At 53.1% G+C, this 20,093-nt stretch carries 17 protein-coding genes and 4 tRNA genes; 4 read left to right on the top strand and 17 right to left on the bottom strand.

Annotation, left to right across the window (positions count from 1 at the left end; translation table 11 throughout):
• The first annotated feature begins 119 nt into the window (after positions 1-119).
• The 4 genes from hemC to hemY are packed head-to-tail and all read left to right on the top strand — an operon-like array spanning position 120 to position 4,179.
• Positions 120-1,061, top strand: coding sequence for a hydroxymethylbilane synthase (hemC, locus tag BM427_RS23405; protein WP_139234458.1), 942 nt, complete (start codon positions 120-122; stop codon positions 1,059-1,061).
• Entirely contained in the window at positions 1,058-1,798 is a 741-nt protein-coding gene (hemD, locus tag BM427_RS23400) for a uroporphyrinogen-III synthase (RefSeq protein WP_090126628.1), read from the top strand. The genes hemC and hemD overlap by 4 nt, the downstream gene beginning before the upstream one ends.
• A 21-nt stretch (positions 1,799-1,819) precedes the next feature.
• A complete protein-coding gene (gene hemX / locus BM427_RS23395) occupies positions 1,820-2,980 on the top strand; it encodes a uroporphyrinogen-III C-methyltransferase (RefSeq protein ID WP_090126625.1) in 1,161 nt (386 codons plus the stop codon).
• 2 nt (positions 2,981-2,982) lie between these two features.
• Positions 2,983-4,179, top strand: a complete 1,197-nt coding sequence (gene hemY, locus BM427_RS23390) for a protoheme IX biogenesis protein HemY (protein ID WP_090126621.1) — start codon at positions 2,983-2,985, stop codon at positions 4,177-4,179.
• 528 nt (positions 4,180-4,707) lie between these two features.
• Here the strand turns inward: hemY and BM427_RS23385 are convergent.
• The 17 genes from BM427_RS23385 to trxA all read right to left on the bottom strand — a co-directional run bounded on the left by BM427_RS23385 (position 4,708) and on the right by trxA (position 19,950).
• A tRNA-Pro gene (locus BM427_RS23385) sits at positions 4,708-4,784 on the bottom strand.
• A 39-nt stretch (positions 4,785-4,823) separates the two neighbouring features.
• A tRNA-Leu gene (locus BM427_RS23380) sits at positions 4,824-4,910 on the bottom strand.
• A gap of 28 nt (positions 4,911-4,938) precedes the next feature.
• A tRNA-His gene (locus BM427_RS23375) sits at positions 4,939-5,014 on the bottom strand.
• A gap of 69 nt (positions 5,015-5,083) precedes the next feature.
• Positions 5,084-5,160: transfer RNA gene (locus BM427_RS23370), tRNA-Arg, on the bottom strand.
• A 102-nt stretch (positions 5,161-5,262) separates the two neighbouring features.
• Positions 5,263-6,648: a bifunctional threonine/serine APC transporter ThrP gene (gene thrP, locus BM427_RS23365; RefSeq protein ID WP_090126618.1), complete on the bottom strand. Its 1,386-nt coding sequence runs from the start codon at positions 6,646-6,648 to the stop codon at positions 5,263-5,265.
• A gap of 256 nt (positions 6,649-6,904) precedes the next feature.
• Positions 6,905-7,645 carry a lipopolysaccharide N-acetylmannosaminouronosyltransferase gene (gene wecG, locus BM427_RS23360; RefSeq protein WP_090126615.1) on the bottom strand — a complete coding sequence of 247 codons (741 nt, stop codon included), beginning with the start codon at positions 7,643-7,645 and terminating at the stop codon, positions 6,905-6,907.
• Positions 7,646-7,656: 11 nt separating this feature from the next.
• Positions 7,657-9,009, bottom strand: coding sequence for an ECA oligosaccharide polymerase (wzyE, locus tag BM427_RS23355; RefSeq protein WP_090126612.1), 1,353 nt, complete (start codon positions 9,007-9,009; stop codon positions 7,657-7,659).
• Positions 9,006-10,085 (bottom strand): TDP-N-acetylfucosamine:lipid II N-acetylfucosaminyltransferase, encoded by a 1,080-nt coding sequence (locus BM427_RS23350; RefSeq protein WP_090126609.1) that lies wholly within the window; start codon positions 10,083-10,085, stop codon positions 9,006-9,008. The genes wzyE and BM427_RS23350 overlap by 4 nt, the downstream gene beginning before the upstream one ends.
• The gene (wzxE, locus tag BM427_RS23345) at positions 10,082-11,332 is read right to left on the bottom strand and encodes a lipid III flippase WzxE (RefSeq protein WP_090126607.1); all 1,251 of its coding nucleotides are present in this window, start codon (positions 11,330-11,332) and stop codon (positions 10,082-10,084) included. Before wzxE ends, BM427_RS23350 begins: the two co-directional genes overlap by 4 nt.
• A 1-nt stretch (position 11,333) precedes the next feature.
• Positions 11,334-12,464 carry a dTDP-4-amino-4,6-dideoxygalactose transaminase gene (gene rffA / locus BM427_RS23340; RefSeq protein WP_090126604.1) on the bottom strand — a complete coding sequence of 377 codons (1,131 nt, stop codon included), beginning with the start codon at positions 12,462-12,464 and terminating at the stop codon, positions 11,334-11,336.
• Between the two features lie 4 nt (positions 12,465-12,468).
• On the bottom strand, positions 12,469-13,146 hold the full coding sequence (gene rffC, locus BM427_RS23335) for a dTDP-4-amino-4,6-dideoxy-D-galactose acyltransferase (protein WP_090126601.1): 678 nt from the start codon (positions 13,144-13,146) through the stop codon (positions 12,469-12,471).
• A gap of 17 nt (positions 13,147-13,163) precedes the next feature.
• Positions 13,164-14,426, bottom strand: a complete 1,263-nt coding sequence (wecC, locus tag BM427_RS23330) for a UDP-N-acetyl-D-mannosamine dehydrogenase (protein ID WP_090126596.1) — start codon at positions 14,424-14,426, stop codon at positions 13,164-13,166.
• Positions 14,423-15,553 (bottom strand): non-hydrolyzing UDP-N-acetylglucosamine 2-epimerase, encoded by a 1,131-nt coding sequence (wecB, locus tag BM427_RS23325; protein ID WP_090126593.1) that lies wholly within the window; start codon positions 15,551-15,553, stop codon positions 14,423-14,425. Before wecB ends, wecC begins: the two co-directional genes overlap by 4 nt.
• 56 nt (positions 15,554-15,609) lie before the next feature.
• Positions 15,610-16,656: an ECA polysaccharide chain length modulation protein gene (gene wzzE, locus BM427_RS23320; RefSeq protein ID WP_090126590.1), complete on the bottom strand. Its 1,047-nt coding sequence runs from the start codon at positions 16,654-16,656 to the stop codon at positions 15,610-15,612.
• Positions 16,657-16,669: 13 nt separating this feature from the next.
• Entirely contained in the window at positions 16,670-17,773 is a 1,104-nt protein-coding gene (wecA, locus tag BM427_RS23315) for a UDP-N-acetylglucosamine--undecaprenyl-phosphate N-acetylglucosaminephosphotransferase (protein ID WP_090126587.1), read from the bottom strand.
• 244 nt (positions 17,774-18,017) lie between these two features.
• Positions 18,018-19,277: a transcription termination factor Rho gene (rho, locus tag BM427_RS23310; RefSeq protein ID WP_004386383.1), complete on the bottom strand. Its 1,260-nt coding sequence runs from the start codon at positions 19,275-19,277 to the stop codon at positions 18,018-18,020.
• Positions 19,278-19,620: 343 nt separating this feature from the next.
• On the bottom strand, positions 19,621-19,950 hold the full coding sequence (gene trxA / locus BM427_RS23305) for a thioredoxin TrxA (RefSeq protein ID WP_090126584.1): 330 nt from the start codon (positions 19,948-19,950) through the stop codon (positions 19,621-19,623).
• Positions 19,951-20,093 lie beyond the last annotated feature (143 nt).

Genomic DNA, 20,093 nt, shown 5'->3' with positions numbered 1-20,093 from the left:
CGCGCTGCGCCTGTATTGCGGGACGAAGCTTTCTCTTTCCCCGGCAATCCGCCGCGAACACTGACACCCTAATGCAACAATGTTAGGATGGTCAACGGACGATAATGACGGTAACAAGCATGTTAGACAATGTCTTAAGAATTGCCACACGGCAAAGCCCCCTTGCGCTTTGGCAAGCACAATACGTTAAGCAACGCCTTGAAGTGAGCCATCCGGGGCTGACTGTAGAACTGGTGCCGATGGTAACCCGCGGCGATGTGATCCTTGATACGCCTCTGGCGAAAGTGGGCGGCAAGGGATTGTTTGTGAAAGAACTTGAGTTGGCACTGCTTGAAAACCGCGCCGATATCGCGGTGCATTCAATGAAAGATGTCCCAGTGGATTTCCCCGAAGGGCTTGGCCTGGTGACCATTTGTGAGCGCGACGATCCACGCGATGCGTTTGTGTCAAACCGTTATGCCTCGCTGGACGAAATGCCGCACGGCAGCATTGTTGGCACTTCCAGTTTGCGCCGTCAGTGCCAACTGGCGGAACGCCGTCCGGATCTGGTGATACGTTCCCTACGCGGCAACGTCGGCACCCGTCTGAGCAAGCTGGATAACGGTGAATATGACGCGATTATCCTCGCTGTAGCAGGCCTTAACCGCCTTGGACTGGCTTCACGCGTACGCATGGCGCTGCCGCCGGAAATCTCGCTACCGGCAGTCGGTCAGGGCGCGGTCGGCGTAGAGTGCCGCCTCGATGACACGCGCACGCGCACGCTGCTCGAACCTCTGAATCACAAGGATACCGCCGTGCGCGTTAAAGCAGAGCGGGCGATGAATACCCATCTTGAAGGTGGGTGCCAGGTACCTATTGGCAGCTATGCTGAACTTATCAACGGCGAGATCTGGTTGCGCGGGCTGGTGGGTTCGCCAGACGGTTCGATCCAGGTACGCGGCGAACGCCGCGGTAAACCGGAAGATGCAGAACAACTTGGGATCTCACTGGCGGAAGAGCTACTGGTGAATGGCGCCCGCGCTATTCTGGATGAGGTTTATAACGGAGAAGCACCTGTATGAGCATTCTGGTCACACGCCCATCTCCAGCCGGAGAAGAATTAGTCAGCCGGTTGCGTACACTGGGGCTGGTGGCCTGGAGCTTTCCGTTAATCGAATTTACGCCAGGCCGCGAGCTCGCTTCATTACCTGCGCGGCTCTCCGCGCTAACCGCAGACGATATGGTTTTTGCCCTGTCGCAGCATGCGGTGACATTCGCTCACGCCCACTTACAGCAGCTTGGTTTGCGATTTCCCCCTCAGCCTCACTATTTCGCTATCGGTCGCACCACTGCGCTAGCATTACATACCGTCAGTGGCATTGAGGTGCGCTATCCGCACGATCGGGAAATCAGTGAAGTGTTGCTACAATTACCTGAATTACAAAGTGTTCAGGGTAAGCATGCGCTAATCTTACGGGGTAACGGCGGGCGCGAATTGCTGGCAGAGGCGCTGGTAGCGCGTGGTGCCGAAGTTGAATTTTGCGAATGTTATCAACGCAGTGCAATATTTTATGACGGTGCTGAAGAAGCAATGCGCTGGCATACGCGTGGCGTGACGACACTGGTGATCACCAGCGGCGAAATGATGCAGCAATTATTTTCACTTATTCCCCCCTGGTATCGGGAAAATTGGTTACTTCGCTGTCGCCTGGTTGTGGCGAGCGAGCGTCTGGCACACCTCGCCCGGGAACTGGGCTGGCAGGATATTCGGGTCGCTGACAATGCCGACAACGATGCGCTGCTTCGCGCATTACAATAACTCTCATAATGGGAAGCCATAATGACGGAACAAAAAAACTCCTCCGCCGTGGTCGAAGAGACCAAAGCGGCTGACGGCGCAACGCCGCCGCCGGAAAAAGCAGAGAAGAATAGACGCGCTAACAGGACCAGCCTTGCGCTCAGCGCGATCGCCATTGCCATTGCGCTGGCATCGGGTGCCGGGCTTTATGGCTGGGTAAAACAGCAAGTAGCAACACTACATAGCAATAATGGCGAGATCGCCAATCAGGTTATCGCCTTACAACAATCGCAGGATAAGCAACGCGCAGAGCTGGAAGGCGTGATTAAACAACAAGCAGACCAGCTTGATGCTGCCAAACGTCAGAACGACGTCCTGGCGAAGCAGCTTGATGAAGTGCAGCAGAAAGTGGCAACCATCTCCGGTTCTGATGCGAAAACATGGCAACTGGCACAGGCCGATTTCCTGGTGAAACTGGCGGGCCGCAAACTGTGGAGCGATCAGGATGTCACCACAGCTGCCGCACTGTTGAAGAGTGCCGACGCCAGTCTGGCGGATATGAACGATCCAAGCCTGATTACCGCACGTCGCGCCATCACTGATGATATCGGCAGTCTGTCGGCAATCACTCAGGTGGATTACGATGGCATTATCCTCAATCTGAACCAGCTTTCGAATCAAATTGATAATCTGCGTCTTGCGGATAATAACGATGACGATTCACCGATGGATGACGACAGCAGCACCCCTTCCGGCTCGATCAGCGAATGGCGCGTCAATCTACAAAAAAGCTGGCAGAACTTTATGGACAGCTTTATCACTATCCGCCGTCGCGATGAAACGGCAGTACCGCTGCTCGCGCCGAATCAGGATATCTACCTGCGTGAAAACATCCGTTCACGTCTGCTCGTCGCCGCGCAAGCCGTTCCGCGTCATCAGGAAGAGACCTACAAACAGGCGCTGGATAATGTTTCTACCTGGGTACGTGCGTACTACGACACCGACGATGCGGCCACCAAATCCTTCCTTGAGGAAGTGGATAAGCTGAGCCAGCAAACAATTGCCATGAATTTACCGGAATCGCTGCAAAGCCAGCCAATTCTGGAAAAATTAATGCAAACCCGCGTACGCAATCTTCTGGCGCAGCCTGCCGTGACGTCTCAACAGGCGCCGACCAGTGCAGCCACAGCGCAGGGAGAATAAGCATGCTGAAAGTGTTATTGCTCTTTGCGTTGTTGATCGCTGGGATCGTGCTCGGCCCCATGCTCGCCGGGCATCAGGGTTATGTGCTGATCCAAACCGATAATTACAACATTGAAACCAGCGTCACCGGGTTAGTGATCATTCTGGCTCTGGCATTGGTGGCGATCTTTGCCCTCGAATGGGTGCTGCGGCGCATTTTCCGCACTGGCGCACATACCCGTGGATGGTTTGTGGGTCGCAAACGTCGTCGCGCACGTAAACAAACGGAGCAAGCGCTACTCAAGCTGGCGGAAGGCGACTATCAGCAAGTTGAAAAGTTGATGTCGAAAAATGCCGATCACGCCGAGCAGCCCGTGGTGAATTACCTGCTGGCGGCCGAAGCGGCGCAGCAACGCGGTGATGAAGCCCGTGCCAACCAGCATCTGGAGCGCGCGGCAGAGCTGGCGGAAAACGACCCCATCCCGGTAGAAATCACCCGGGTACGCCTGCAACTGGCGCGCAACGAGAATCATGCAGCCCGTCATGGTGTGGATAAATTGTTGGAGATCACCCCGCGTCATCCGGAAGTGCTACGCCTGGCTGAACGGGCCTATATTCGCACCGGCGCATGGACTTCCCTACTGGATATCATCCCTTCGATGGCGAAAGCCGATGTCGGCGACGACGATCATCGTGATGCGCTGCAACAGCAGGCGTGGATTGGCATGATGGATCAAGCGCGCGCGGATCAGGGCAGCGAAGGTCTGAAAAGTTGGTGGAAAAACCAGAGCCGTAAAACCCGTCAGCAGATGACGCTACAGGTGACTATCGCCGAGCACTTGATTGAGTGCGACGATCACGATACTGCACAGGAAATAATTCTTGATGGCCTGAAACGCCAGTATGACGATCGTCTGGTGATGCTGATCCCGCGGCTGAAAACCAATAATCCTGAGCAGATCGAAAAAGTTCTGCGCCAGCAGATTAAAACGCAGGGCGATCGCCCCCTGCTGTGGAGTACGTTGGGCCAGTCACTGCTGAAACATGGCGAATGGCAGGAAGCAAGCCTGGCCTTCCGCGCGGCGCTGAAACAGCGTCCGGATGCGTTCGACTACGCCTGGCTGGCAGATTGTCTCGATCGCATGCATCAGCCGGAAGAGGCCGCACTCATGCGCCGCGACGGTCTGCTGCTGACGCTGCAAAATAACCCTCCGGCCTGACGGCCAGCCAAAAAAAACGCCTGCCGGAAAGCTCAGGCAGGCGTTAAAACAGGTCTTTGACAACTAATGGGTGCTTCACTCAACGTTATGTCCATGGTGTTTGATGAGGCCGAAGCGACATCTGTCTGTGGACGATAAGCACCGTAAACGGCTCTGCATCATTCCTGAGTTTATGAAGCCAGAAGGCGAGCATAAGAGATGGAATGAGCATCTACATGAATATTATTGCACGTATCATGCCAGGTTTACACCCTCAAATGGAACGCAGCGCAAACTTTTAATAAGCCAATAAATTCAACCTACTCAGGGCGTCCTGCTTCCCTCTTCACCGCGATCATCGTCACAGTTTGTCGCCACAGAACGACATCTAATAAGGTAAATTATATTATTTGTTTAAATTCAATAAATTAGAAGTCTCTCTTAGGCGACAGTACGAGAAGGGGTTGTCGTTGATAGCCAACAGGCAGAAAACGCGGGGATTAAGGGAACACAGGAAACAAAAAACCCCGCTTTCGCGGGGTTCAAAATTGGTCGGCGAGAGAGGATTCGAACCTCCGACCCACTGGTCCCAAACCAGTTGCGCTACCAAGCTGCGCTACTCGCCGTTTTTACTGCTTTTTGAATTTTTTGTTCAATTTAAGTTGTGGTGCGAGGGGGGGGACTTGAACCCCCACGTCCGTAAGGACACTAACACCTGAAGCTAGCGCGTCTACCAATTCCGCCACCTTCGCATTCCACGAAACTTGTACTGCCAAATAATGGGGTGGCTAATGGGACTCGAACCCACGACAACTGGAATCACAATCCAGGGCTCTACCAACTGAGCTATAGCCACCACTGTAAATCTTTTCACGCGGTATCGTGACCAATCACGAACCACCGCAGCTCAAGCGCCGGGTTTAAATGGCGCGCCCGACAGGATTCGAACCTGAGACCTCTGCCTCCGGAGGGCAGCGCTCTATCCAGCTGAGCTACGGGCGCGTAGCGCCGTTGCGGGGGTGGATAGTACGGACTTCGGGCGCGGCTGTCTAGTGCTTTTTTTAAGAAAATGCGCGTTTGGTTATGCTTTGCGCATTTTGACTCTTATTCACCCACCTGACGCGTAACCGCGTGTCCATTGAGGCCAAATACCTTATACGCCGCGGTGACTACGGCAAGGAAGATAATGCCGACAAACAGCGACATACGGGTATCGTCATTGAATCCCATACCAATCAACACGCACGCCAGGAATGCCATGGTCAGCCAGTTCGCCCACGGGAACAGCATTGAGCGGAACGGATGCGTGACCATCGCCGCTTTGTGCGCTTTACGAAAACGCAACTGGCTAATCAGAATCACGAACCATGGCACCATACCCGGCAATACGCTGGCACTATAGACATAAACAAACACGCGCTGTGGGTTAGGAATAATGTAGTTCAGGCACGAACCGATCAGCAGAATAATAATAGAGATAGTCACGCCCGCAGCCGGAACGCCGCTTTTAGACACTTTCGCCACCGCAGACGGCAACTGACGGTTCTTCGCCAGCGCGTAAAGCATACGACCGCAGCTGTACATGCCGCTGTTACAACCCGAGAGCGCAGCCGTCAGTACCACAAAGTTGATGATGCCTGCCGCTGCGGTAATACCGATTTTGGCAAACGTCAGCACAAACGGGCTGCCGTTGGTGCCGATTTCATTCCATGGGAAGATGGTGACGATAACGAAGATGGCCCCCACATAGAAAATCAGGATACGCCACAGCACCTTGCTGACCGCACTACGCAGTGTTACCTGCGGATTTTTAGCTTCACCGGCAGTAATACCGATAAGCTCAACACCCTGGTAAGAGGCGACCACAATACAGAGCGCGGTTAAGAAGCCTTTCCAGCCACCGGCAAAGAAGCCACCATGTTCGGTCAGATTGCCAAAGCCAATCGAATGACCGCCGTTGCCAAAACCGAAAAAGATCACGCCAAGGCCAACAATAATCATCACGATGATGGTGGTGACTTTAATCATGGCAAACCAGAATTCAATTTCGCCATAAAGACGTACGGCCGCAAGGTTGGCCAGCGCCACCAGTGCCACCGCAATCAACGCTGGGATCCACTGAGCAAGCTCGGGGAACCAGAACTGGATATAGACGCCGATGGCGGTAATTTCCGAGATCCCCACCGCCATCCACATAAACCAGTAGGACCAGGCCGTCAGATAGCCAAAGAAGGGGCTCATATAACGATGTGCGTAGACGGCAAAGGAACCGGCTACCGGCTCAAGAAACAGCATCTCACCCATTGAACGCATGATAAAAAAGACGAAAAGGCCGGCGATGATATACGCCAGCAATACTGATGGGCCCGCCCACTTAAGCGTACTGGCAGCCCCCATAAACAACCCTACGCCGATGGTGCCGCCCAGGGCGATTAATTCGATATGACGAGACTCCAGACCGCGCTGAAGCTCCGGTTTATTTTCAGCCATAAATCCTCTGTTGTGTTTGCTTCTTTCTTACCCGCTCCGCGGATTATTGTTATGCGTTTTTCCTCGACTCATAACAGGCCATGCTGTACCGGCCCGGAAATGGCTGGCACAAAAACGCCGCGACACTGCAAATGAGTGAGCGAATGGTTTCTTAAATTGCGGGAAATGGCAAACGATGTATAAGAAAAATCGACCCGATGCACAATAAAACAGCAGTTGAAAGGAAAGCGGCAGCGTGAAACGCTGCCTGATAAGATCAGAATTTTCCGCTATAGTGCCAACGTAAATAACGCAGTAAGCGGAGCTGACGCTTGAGCCGCGTAGGCTGCGAAAGCAAGCGGTAGAGCCACTCCAGCCCCAGTTGCTGCCAGATCTTCGGCGCACGCTTTACATGTCCGGTAAAGACGTCATACGTCCCGCCCACCCCCATAAACAAAGCGTCGGCGTAAACAGCGCGGCAGTCACGCATAAAAATCTCCTGTCGCGGCGATCCCATAGCAACGGTGACAATTTTCGCACCGCTGTCCCGGATACGAGCAAACAGTGCCTCACGCTGATCCGCCGTAAAATAACCATTCTGGCTACCCACGATATTGACCTGCCACTGTGCACGCAATTTCTGCTCCGTTTGCGCCAGCACCTCAGGTTTTCCCCCCACCAGGAATACAGGCGTACCTGACTGCCCGGCGCGCATCATTAAATGTTCCCAAAGATCGGCGCCAGCAACGCGTGAGACCTGCGCCTGCGGAAATTTCTTGCGCAGAGAGCGAACCACGCTGATACCGTCAGCATATTTAAACTCCGCTGCCTCAATCAGCGCACGCACCAAGGGATCATCTTCCACGGTCAGCAGTTTTTCGGCGTTCATTGCCACCAGCGTGCCACGTTTTATTTCGCCGTCAGCATAGAGATAATCCAGCGCGTGCTGCATATCGCGCCAGCCAATGAGTTTCAGACCGCGCAGGTCATACAGCGGCGCTGCCGTCTTGTCCGTCATGTTATTCCTTTTTACAACTGGGAAAGGGGGTTCACCGCGCGCGCACTGCGATTACGTATCAGGCCAGCGCTATCAAACAACCAGTACAGCAATTTCGCCATCAGCAAGCAGAAACCGAAAACGACGAGGAAGAACACCACGCGGGAAACAAAAGCATCCAGTCCCTCACGCGCCAGCACGATCATATTGAAGATAGCGCCAAAACAGAAACTGTGCAGGATCGCCGCTTTATAGCGATTTGTTTCCCGATTGCCAAGTTTATATACCCAGTCAAACCACTTAATGATAAGACCCACTACCACCGCACCGAACGGGATAAACCAGACACCCCCCATCACCACCAGCGATCCAATAAGTGTCGGAGAGATAGCCAGCCCGGAGTGGTTATTCAATACTTCCCAGGTAAAGTAATTCGCCGAGTTCAGCACGATACTCGGGCGGCCATGCCACAGCCAGGAAGGGACGAAAACGTAGAAATCGCGCACAATCGGCGCCAGCCCCTGAAAATCGATCTTGTCATAGTTTTGCAGCAGCAGAGACAGATTTTCCCAGGGAGAAAAGGTATCGCGGGTCAGATACAAGAAAGTGTAAAAAGCTTCATCACCGCTGACATTAAGCCCATAGCGCTTCAATGCCAGCCAGAACATCCCAACAATACCCAGCACACCCGCGGCAGCCAGCATCCACAGCGAGATCCAGCCACGAATAATGCCGATAAACAGGAAGATAGCAAAAGCGATAATAATATTGGCACGTGTGCCGCCGACGATCATGTACGTCAACAAACCGAATGCGACCGTGCTGACGAGGAAAAACAGCCACGCCTGCGTGCTCTGCCGCAAAAAATAGACCACCAGCATGGCCGGAATAAAGAAGTAAAAGAAACGTTTCAATGCGACGCCGGAAACTTCGCTGGAGAAGATCTGGCTATAGGAGTGCAGACGGAACAGCAAAAACCCGTTGTGCATGAAGAAAATGCCCACGCTGACCAGCGCGATAACCATCAGCATGATCCACGTCAGGTGCGCCTCAACCCGATTAATGGTGAACAGTGGACGGCGCGATACCTGCTCACTTTTCGCCCGCAGCCGGGTTTTGTACGTCACATAATAAATCGCGTAGAAACAGGCCGCGGCCAGCAGTGACTGCATCATCACGCCCGGCGGCGCTACACCGACGTTAAAGCGGAACACCAGGGTGCTGGTGAGCGGGAAACCAAAGAAAAACGTCAACAAAAAAAGCAGTGAAAAGAAGACGTTAAAATTGAACCGTACCCGGCGAAACTCAAACCAGGTCAGCGTGGCGATAAATAGCGTTGCCACCAACCAGAGGATCAACAGACCGCAAAACTCAAGTGGACTCATCCAGCGATTCCCGCAGCATTGCGCAGCGCCTTATGCCAGAGCGCAATATAGTTTGGACTGAAGAAAGTGATGGCGTTTTTATCCACTGCGATCAATTGCCGCCGGGCTTCACGAATCACCGTCTCATTCAATGCATCCCCAGTAAACAGTACCGGAATATCTTCGGCCACCATATCACGCCAGAACGGATTTTCCCGGTTAAGCACGCACGGCACCCCAGCCTGAATCAGCAGACAAAGCGTACCGATCCCCTGCTGGCGGGCAAAAATAAAATACCCCAGATCGCACCGCCCAAGCAGCGACAGATAGTCATCAAAGGCCATTTTCTCACGCAGAATACACAGGTTTTCGGCGCTGAATAATGTCAGACCGGCGCGGCTGACCGCATCAATATAACTGTCATTATTGGCCGGGTAGCCCATCGGCACAATGATGTTCACCGTATCGCCGAACTGGCGGTGAATAGCCTCCAGCGCGGCAATATGTTCATTACTCGGATCACCGGAGTTACCCACCAGAATCGTCAGCTTGCCTTCCCGCTGCAACTCATGCGCTATGGTATTCAGCGCGGGATCCATACGCGTCGGGAAATAGAGCAACTCCCCGCGCACCGTGGGATGACGTTTCCCGTACCACGACAGATCGCCCCGGGTCGCAAAAACGCAGCCTACGCGGCTCTGAGCCAGCCTGCGCAGCGGATAAAAAAGACGGAACTTGAGGCTGTGCGAGACTTCGTATAGATCAGCACCCCAAACATGCCAGTAAAATTGCTCGCGTTTGATAGCGCCGCGCAATAACGCCAGCCACAGGCTGAAATTAAACTGGCCGTGGAAGAAAAAACGCTGTTGCCGATCCGCTTTTGCACGCACAACGACAGCTTTTGCCAGCGCCTTTTTGTCCGCATAAAAGTGCAGCGTCAGCGCCGGATATTCCGCACCTATGTCCCTGTCGCTGCTGGCAATCATAAACTCGCGAGCATGTGTACCCGACGCAGCAAGATGATCGTTAAAGAAGCGCAATACGGTCTGGTTATGGTGTGGGATATCCGATCCCAGTACATGAATCAGTGCAGTCATGCTTTTTTTCGCCAAATCAAAAACGCGCCACAACAGAGGGCGAAATAAATAATGTAAGTTGCCATATAAGCCTGTGCCGCACCGGCAGCACCGTGCGCGGGGATAAGCCAGCGCGAGAACAGCGTAAGCAGAGTGAACTGGCTGATTTCTGCCAGAATGTAGAAGCGTAGCGACGCTTTGGCAATCACCAGGTAACCAAAAACGTAAGCGCCCACTTTCAGTACATCCCCGACCAGTTGCCAGGCAAAGAGACCGCGCATAGCGGTGAACTTGTCAGAAAACAGCAACCAGATCGCCACATCGCGCAGTAGCCAGACCGTCAGGCTCACCGCCGCCACCGCTGGCAACACAAAGCGCAGCGATTTCACGATTTCGCGCGAAATCGCCTCTTTTGTCGCCAGCCTCGATAAAGTCGGTAGCAGATAGACACTAAATGAAGCGGTAATAAACTGAAGATAGGCATCGGAAATGCTGCTCACCCCCAGCCAGATCCCCACCTCTTCCCAGCTATAATGCGCCGCCAGCAGATTTCGCATCATCACATAGGCCAGCGGCAACGTTACCGATGTAATCAGCGCCATCAGCGTAAATTTGCTGAGCTGACCGGCTAAGCCATTGTCCCAGCGCGGTGCGAAGTACGCCAGCGGCACCGAACCACGTCGAATCAGTAGCAACACGGCCGGAATTATCACCAGCGCCGGAACCAGCGCCATTCCCAGTAAGGCCCCCTGGTAACCACCAAGCCGGAAACAGAGATACCAGGCCAGCACGCCAACCACGCTACCAATAATCAGCGACAGCGCATTGCTGGCGGCATCGCGGAAACCTTTCATCACCGCCAGCAGCAAGTTCGCCCATGCAATACCAAACTGTACCAGCGCCACCAGCCGCACCAGCCCCTGAAAATCAGGATGGCCAAATAACCCTTGGCTGACAGGCGCAGCGGCAAGCAAAAAAACGAGCGCCAGCAGGGTTGAGAAACCAAGCACCATGGTTGACGACGTGCCAACAACCGCACGCAGCCGCGCCGGATCATCGTGATACTGGGCGACGAATTTAGTAACGCCATTGAAGATCCCGGCGCCAGCCATTACGCCCAACACGGTAATTAACTGGCGGAAGTTACCAGCCTGCCCGACACCTGACGGCCCAAAGGATACTGCCAAAAGTTTGACCACCAGCAAGCCCGCGCCAATTTTGACCAGCGTGCTTGTCGCAGTCCATACCGATGCTTTTGCCAGCGACATGTCAGCGGAAATAGCTCAGAAGAGTGCTGATAACTGTGCGCTGGTTAACTGGCGCCAGATTGTAAAACAGCGGCAGGCGAAGCAAACGCTCACTTTCCACCGTGGTGTAGCGATCTTCGCCGTGGAATTCGCCAAATTTTTCTCCGGCAGGCGACGCATGTAGCGGAATATAATGGAATACGGCCAGGATCTCCGCCTCTTTCAGGAAAGCGATCAGCGCACGACGATCGGCTTCATCATGCAGCTTGATGTAAAACATGTGCGCATTATGGCCACAATCTGCCGGAATGGTCGGCAACGTAATACGCCCGGCGCGCGCCAGTGGTAACAGCGCGTCATAGTAGGTTTGCCACAGCGACAGGCGTTGCTGATTAATGCGATCTGCCGCTTCCAGCTGCGCCCAGAGATAAGCCGCCTGCAAATCCGCCATCAGGTAACTGGAACCGATATCCCGCCAGGTGTATTTATCCACCTGCCCACGGAAAAACTGGCTGCGGTTAGTGCCTTTCTCGCGGATAATTTCCGCCCGCTCCACCAGAGCGCGATCGTTAATCAGCGTCGCGCCGCCTTCGCCACCAGCAGTGTAGTTTTTGGTTTCATGGAAGCTAAAGCAGCCAATATGACCGATAGTGCCAAGCGCACGTCCCTTGTAGGTGGACATCACGCCCTGAGCAGCATCTTCCACCACAAACAGATTATGTCGTGTGGCGATATCCATGATGGTGTCCATCTCACAGGCTACGCCCGCGTAATGCACCGGTACAATCGCGCGCGTTTTATCGGTGATCGCCGCTTCAATCAGCGTCTCATCAATGTTCATCGTATCCGGGCGGATATCCACAAAGACGATTTTCGCCCCGCGCAGGACAAACGCGTTCGCCGTGGAAACGAAGGTATAGCTCGGCATGATCACTTCATCACCAGGCTGAATATCCAGCAGCAACGCAGCCATTTCCAGCGACGCAGTACAGGACGGCGTCAGCAGCACTTTCGCGCTATGAAAATGCTGTTCCATCCACTGCTGACAGCGACGGGTAAAACCGCCATCGCCGCACAATTTACCGCTACCCATCGCCGACTGCATATAGTCGATTTCTGTGCCTACTACCGGTGGTGCATTGAAGGGGATCATAGAGTCACCTGTATAACCACAAGGCGGTGCTTTCAATATTCGCGCCGCTCTGAATATATCGTTTAAGTGCCGCGGTATTCCCAAGTTGGGTCGCGACACGCACAAGAGTCAGTTGCCGCTGTCGTGCCCAGTGACACGCAGCCTGCATTAATTTTTCTCCGACGCCGTGCCCGGCCAGAAGGCCTATACGCGCCTCCTGTTCGTTAAGCTGGCGCAGAGAAACAAAACCTGCAATTTCGCCATTTTCACCGCGAAAAAGTAGACATTGATGGTCAAATACGCCTTTTACTGCGTTTTCAATCCACTGCGCATAAAATCGCCCGCTTGCATCAGCCGCATACCAGGGAGCACGAAAACGGCTCTGCACGAAGATCCCTGCTGCCAAACGGCGTAATTCAGGAATATCGTCGGCGGTAGCCACGTCGCCAGCGGGGTCAACGCCCTGCGGCGATACCGTCAGCGAAAAGTCGATCTCGCCCTCTACCAACTGAAAACCGAGCGTTTGCAAGGCGTCCAGTTGTGCTGTTTGCGACGCCGCCAGCTTTACCTGTACACGTTCCCAGGCACTAAAATCCGTCACGCTCAGCACGGGAGCCGCAGGTTGCAGGCGCACAATCGCACTGCGCACGCCAAAAAAGGCGTTTTCCCATGCCAGCTCTTCTAACGTTCCGTGAACTGCCATTTTGCCTCCTTTACGTCTTAGCGCCAGACGCCTTTGGTATCCACGATGTAGCGTTGCGTGATTTGGCTACTCTCTACAGCTTTAAATTCGTTGTGATCGACCAGCAACACCAGCACATCGGCCTGCGCCAACGCATCTGCGGTCGTTACCAGCGACGCATGGCTTCTCAGCGCTGCCGGAAGTTGATGGATGTTCGGCTCAACAACCAGCGTTTGCCCGCTGTGCCACTGCGCTATATCACCGGCAATTTCCATCGCCGGACTTTCGCGCAGATCGTCAATATTCGGTTTAAACGCCAGCCCGAAACAGGCGATTTTAATCTCGCTGGCACGTTTACCGCTGGCGGTCAGGCAATCGGCAATAGACGCTTTAACCTGGTTCAGCACCCAGTGAGGTTTATAATCGTTCACCTCGCGCGCCGTACGGATGAGCCGCGCCTGCTGTGGGTTCTGCGCCACAATAAACCATGGATCGACTGCAATGCAGTGCCCGCCAACACCCGGCCCCGGTTGCAAAATGTTTACTCGTGGATGACGATTTGCCAGGCGAATCAGCTCCCAGACATTGATCCCCTGTTCGGCGCAAATCAAAGACAGTTCGTTCGCGAAGGCGATATTCACATCACGGAAACTGTTTTCGGTGAGTTTGCACATTTCAGCGGTGCGGGAGTTGGTCACCACACACTCGCCCTCAAGGAAAATCTTGTACAGATTGCTGGCACGCGCCGAGCAGACAGACGTCATACCACCGATCACGCGGTCGTTCTTGATCAGCTCTACCATCACCTGCCCCGGCAGCACACGCTCCGGGCAGTAAGCGATGTTCACATCGGCCGCCTCGCCCGCCTGCTGCGGGAAAGTGAGATCCGGTCGAGCCGCAGCGAGCCAGTCAGCCATCTGCTCTGTTGCACCGACGGGCGAAGTGGATTCGAGGATCACCAGTGCGCCTCTCGTCAGTACTGGCGCAATGGATTTGGCTGCCGCTTCGACATAAGTCATATCAGGTTCGTGCTCGCCTTTAAACGGCGTCGGCACAGCAATCAGGTAAGCATCGGCCGTCACAGGCGTCGTGCTGGCACGCAGATAACCTCCATCCACAGCCGCTTTGACCACGCTACTCAACTCTGGCTCAACAATGTGAATTTCACCACGGTTAATGGTGTCCACAGCGTGCGAGTTGATGTCGATTCCCACGACCTGTTTGTGCCGGGAGGCAAAAGCGGCAGCGGTAGGCAGGCCAATGTAGCCAAGGCCGATCACGGAAATGGTTGTAAAGCTCATAGTGTTATCCGATTGTTTTTAAGTGCGTGCAAAATGCGTCCACAGGCCTGTCCATCGCCATAGGGGTTGTGCGCATGGCTCATCGCCTGCCAGGCATCGTTATCGCGGAGCAGATGCGTGACCTCTTCCACAATACGCTGGTGATTCGTACCGACCAGTTTTACTGTTCCCGCTTCGATGGCTTCCGGACGCTCGGTCGTATCCCGCATTACCAGCACTGGTTTACCTAATGAGGGCGCTTCCTCCTGAATGCCGCCTGAATCGGTGAGGATTAGCCAGGCGCGATTCATCAACCACAAAAACGGCAGGTAATCCTGCGGTTCAATCAGGATCACGTTTTCAACATGACCTAAAATTCGGTTTACCGGCTCACTGACGTTGGGGTTCAGGTGCACCGGGTAAACAATCTGCACATCATCATGTTGCGCGGCGATATCCGCCAGCGCATGGCAAATCTGTTCAAATCCATGACCAAAACTTTCGCGGCGATGCCCGGTGACAAGGATCAGTTTCTTATTGTCATCGAGGAACGGATAGCGCACTGCCAGCTCTTCATAGCGGCCAGAAGTGTTCATTACACTGTCGCGCACCCAGAACAGGGCATCAATCACTGTATTACCCGTTACAAAAATATGGTTGTCGGCAACGTTCTCGCGTAGCAAATTACGGCGAGAATTTTCTGTCGGCGCAAAATGATACATTGCCAGATGGCCCGTCAGGGTACGGTTGGCTTCTTCGGGCCAGGGCGAAGAGAGATCGCCAGTGCGCAGCCCGGCTTCCACATGACCAACGGGAATACGTTGGTAAAAAGCAGCAAGGCTCGCTGCAATAGTAGTTGTCGTATCACCATGCACCAGCACAACATCCGGGCGGAACGATTCAAGGATTGGTTTCAGCCCTTCAAGAATACCGCAGGTGATCTCCGTCAGCCCTTGTCCGGGGCGCATGATATTCAGGTCATAATCCGGAACAATCGAGAAAAGGCTCAACACCTGATCCAACATTTCCCTATGCTGCGCAGTGACGCAAACTTTCGCCTCAAAGTCAGGATCTTTTGCCAACGCATGCACCAGCGGAGCCATTTTGATAGCTTCTGGTCGTGTGCCGAATACGGTGAGTACTTTCACAACGATTCTCTTTGTCTTAGAGGATGAAGGCCCCGTGCCTTCATCTCAGGCGTCGCTTAATGTGTGCGGCGACGTGTTAATGCCACCCCGGCGCCGACTAATACCCCGACGATACCCCAGATGATCATCAGGAAAACACGGCGCGGGCTGTCACGTTTCACCGGCTCCTCCGGTGTACGCAAATAACGATAAGTCTGGAAACGCGGGTCCAGCGTAGGTCCAACGTTAAGGGTATTCAGCATCGCCCGGTTTTGATCATAGTCCAGATCGAACTGAGGCCCGACAGCTTGTAAGTTCTCAAGACGCGCCTGCAACATCGGGCGACCTAACATAAACAGTTCCGAATCAGGTAACTCGTCGGGTGGAACCTCAGTTTCATTGCGTGAAATATTATGCTGCTCAGCAACTTTCAGCGCCTGCTCAACATTATGCAGGCGACGGCTGTAAATCGCGTTTGCCACCTCTTCCTGGCGCTTAACCTGGGCTTTCATCTGGATGGTACGTGCAGCCCATGCACCTTTCAGCTCATCGTTTAAATGGCTGGCGGCGCGCTGGCTGGCGAAAGCCACGTACTGGCGCAACAAATTATTCGCATCCGGCGCGGTCTCAGCAATCAGCTTGACGTTGTCATTCAGATTGCGAACCGCATCGCCCGGCGTGTACTGAATATTGTTGATTAACTCATCCAGCATCGCAGCATCAGCTTTACTGTTACCAACCAGACGCTGCTTGTAATAGTCCGTCTGCAACCAAAAATCACGGCGCGTATCCCATGAAGCCAGTTGCACAACAAACTCTTTATAGGATTCATCCATTACCGAAAGTTGTTCGACGGGCGCCAGATTCGCCTTCACATCCAGATTACGTAAAAACTGCTGCTGGGAGTAAAATCCGCCAAGCATGTTAACCGTGGGGCTATCCGTAATGGCCGTTGCGCTCCATTCCTGCCGCGCAAAGAAAGTCCAGGCCAGCGCAATCAATGCAAACAGCAGCGCCATCCCCCCAATCCACAGCTTTCCAGCCCACAAAGTACGAAACAGTCCTCGAATATCCAGCTCATTTTCCGTACCCGCTGAAGGTGTTCCCGACAATGGTTGAGTCATCGCTTTCCCGGATTTACTTGGTTAATGTTGATTTAGACGCGCTGTGACGGCGCATTCTGCGTTTAACTCGTTTCATTAAGCGCGCGACTTTCCAGGCGCGTTTGATGCAGTAACCGTATAAAAAGAATGCTAGCAAAAATAATGCCAACATCACCCATTCAGGAATAAAATGAAGATACTCTGCCACGACGCCAATGCTAGCCAGTATTGCCGCAGCAAGCGTAATGAGCACAAATGCCTGACGGGAACTGAAGCCAGCCCGCATGATGAGGTGGTGAATATGCTGGCGATCGGGTGAGAACGGGCTCATGCCTTTACGCAGACGCCGGTAGGTAATCGCCACCATGTCCATCAAAGGGATAGCAATAATCCATAACGCCGTCACCGGACTTATCGGATGGGCCTTACCCTGAGTCGTTTCCAGTAAAATCCAGATGATGGTGAAACCAATCAGCGTGCTGCCTGCATCGCCCATAAACACTTTATAACGCCGCCCCAGCAGGCCAAGATTGAGCAGAATATAGGGCAGAATTGCCGCGATCATGGCAAAGCACCACAATGCCAGGCTGGTTTGGCCATCAAACCATAAAATAATACCAATCGCCGCAAACGAGACGCAGGAAAGGCCACCTAACAGGCCATCAATACCATCTACCATATTAAACGCGTTAATCGCCGCCCAGACGGCAAACAGCGTAAGCAAATAGCCAAACGGTCCCAGCACCATCTCCCAGGAGCCAAAGATATAGCCGAGGCTGCTAAGGTAGAGTTTGCCGGCCCACATCATCACAACAGCAATGACCGTCTGAATAGCTGCGCGGGTTTTGACACTGATATCGAAACGATCGTCCAGCGCCCCGACAAACGCCAGCACGCCTGCGCAGGCAAGATAAAGACCAACGTGGGGAATGTAGTAGTCTGTAATGCTGAAAGTGAAACAAATCCCGGCGTAAACTGAAATGCCGCCAACCAATGGGACTAGCCCCTGGTGTCGTTTTCGGGAGTTCGGTTTGTCTACCAGGCCAACGTGCTTCGCCATTTTCCGGGCGAAGAACAGGAAAACCGTTGTAAACAAGAAAATACCGAATAATTCAGTAATCGCAGTGGATAAACTCACAATGCATGCTCTCAGCAAATGTTGATCCTGGCAGTATAACGACGTTGCCACACTCCATAAAAGGAGAATGCAGGTCAATCACAGGCGTTATTGTTTGCTTTTCAGCCAAATGGAAGGTTTTGACCTTCGAAATGCCATCCAGCCGTCGCCAGTGTTGGACAATACCTGTCCTGGTGCATATAGCGTATAGCCCGAAAATGAAAAACGCCACGTAAAAACGTGGCGTTTCTGAGGTTTATTTGTATTAGGAGCGCTTCATCATGTCGAAGAATTCATCATTTGTTTTCGTCATCGCCAGCTTGTTGATGAGGAACTCCATTGCATCAATCTCACCCATTGGATGGATGATTTTGCGCAGGATCCACATCTTCTGCAGCTCTTCCTGAGTGGTGAGCAGTTCTTCTTTACGCGTACCGGAACGGTTGTAATCAATCGCCGGGAAGACACGTTTTTCTGCGATTTTACGAGAGAGGTGCAGTTCCATGTTACCGGTGCCTTTAAACTCTTCGTAAATCACTTCATCCATCTTCGAGCCAGTATCGATCAACGCAGTCGCGATAATGGTCAGGCTACCGCCCTCTTCCACGTTACGCGCAGCACCGAAGAAACGCTTCGGACGATGCAGGGCGTTAGCATCCACACCCCCTGTCAACACTTTACCGGAAGCCGGAACCACGGTGTTGTAAGCTCGCGCCAGACGGGTGATGGAATCCAGCAGAATGATAACGTCTTTCTTGTGCTCAACCAGACGTTTGGCTTTTTCGATAACCATTTCAGCAACCTGCACATGGCGAGAAGCTGGTTCATCGAAAGTTGAAGCAACCACTTCACCTTTTACCAGACGCTGCATTTCCGTCACTTCTTCCGGACGTTCGTCAATCAGCAGCACCATCAGTACGCAATCCGGATGGTTATACGCAATGCTCTGTGCAATGTTCTGCAGCAGCATGGTTTTACCCGCTTTCGGCGGCGCAACAATCAGACCGCGCTGACCGCGACCAATCGGCGATGCCAGATCCAGTACGCGAGCGGTTAAATCTTCGGTCGAACCATTACCACGCTCCATACGCAGACGAGAGTTCGCGTGCAGCGGTGTTAAGTTTTCGAACAGAATTTTATTACGCGCGTTTTCTGGCTTATCGAAATTCACCTCGTTAACCTTCAGCAGCGCGAAGTAACGTTCACCTTCTTTAGGTGGGCGAATCTTACCTGAAATGGTGTCGCCAGTGCGGAGATTGAAACGGCGGATTTGGCTGGGGGATACGTAGATGTCGTCAGGGCCGGCGAGGTAGGAGCTATCTGCGGAACGGAGGAAACCAAATCCATCCTGCAGAATCTCCAGCACACCGTCGCCAAAGATATCTTCGCCACTCTTCGCGTGCTGCTTCAGGATGGCGAAAATGATGTCCTGTTTGCGCATACGGGCCAGGTTTTCCAGCCCCATATTTTCGCCGAGAGTGATCAGCTCAGAAACCGGCGTATTCTTTAATTCGGTAAGATTCATAATGGTGTGGGTTCTTAAACTCGGGGTAAATCTCGAACTTAATGTTGTGAATGGTATGGCAGGGTCATCCATGCCTGTTAACGGCCATCAACTCATATCTGATCGGTGCCTGGTCACAAGAAAGTACGCAGAACTGAAACGATAAGACGGAATGAGTGATAAGCCCGGAATCTGTTTACTTCCGTCGCGGCAATATTGCTCTGCGGGAAGTATCGGGTAATGCAAGGTTCAAACAACTAAAGGTATGTTCAAAACGAAGTCAAAACTAAATTAGCACGGCAGAAGCCGGGCGTCCAGCGATCCTAAAAAATTAGGACGACTGGCGCACCGGCAGTACCTGAGATTATGCCAGGTTGGCGTCCAGGAACTCTTTCAGTTGGCCTTTGGACAAGGCCCCCACTTTGGTCGCCGCCACTTCACCATTTTTAAACAACAGCAGGGTTGGGATACCACGAATACCATACTTCGGCGCGGTGCCTGGGTTCTGGTCGATATTCAGTTTCGCAATGGTTAGTTTGCCTTCGTACTCATTAGCGACTTCATCCAGAATCGGGGCGATCATTTTGCACGGTCCACACCACTCTGCCCAGAAATCAACGAGAACAAGCCCGTCCGCTTTGAGTACATCCGTGTCAAAACTATCGTCAGTCAGGTGAATAATTTTATCGCTCATATATAACTCCACAGGAATAAGCCTGGTGTGTTGGTGTAGCATAAAACAGCAACGTATTGATGCCACAATAACCAACTAAAGGTTGACTTTATTTCACCGGATACGCTTTCGTAAAGCAATAGTAAGCTGATATTCTACCACAC

The sequence above is a fragment of the Kosakonia arachidis genome (assembly GCF_900116535.1).
GTDB lineage: Bacteria > Pseudomonadota > Gammaproteobacteria > Enterobacterales > Enterobacteriaceae > Kosakonia > Kosakonia arachidis.
The sequence above is the reverse complement of the archived record's forward strand: the minus strand, read 5'-3'. Positions and strand labels throughout refer to the sequence as shown.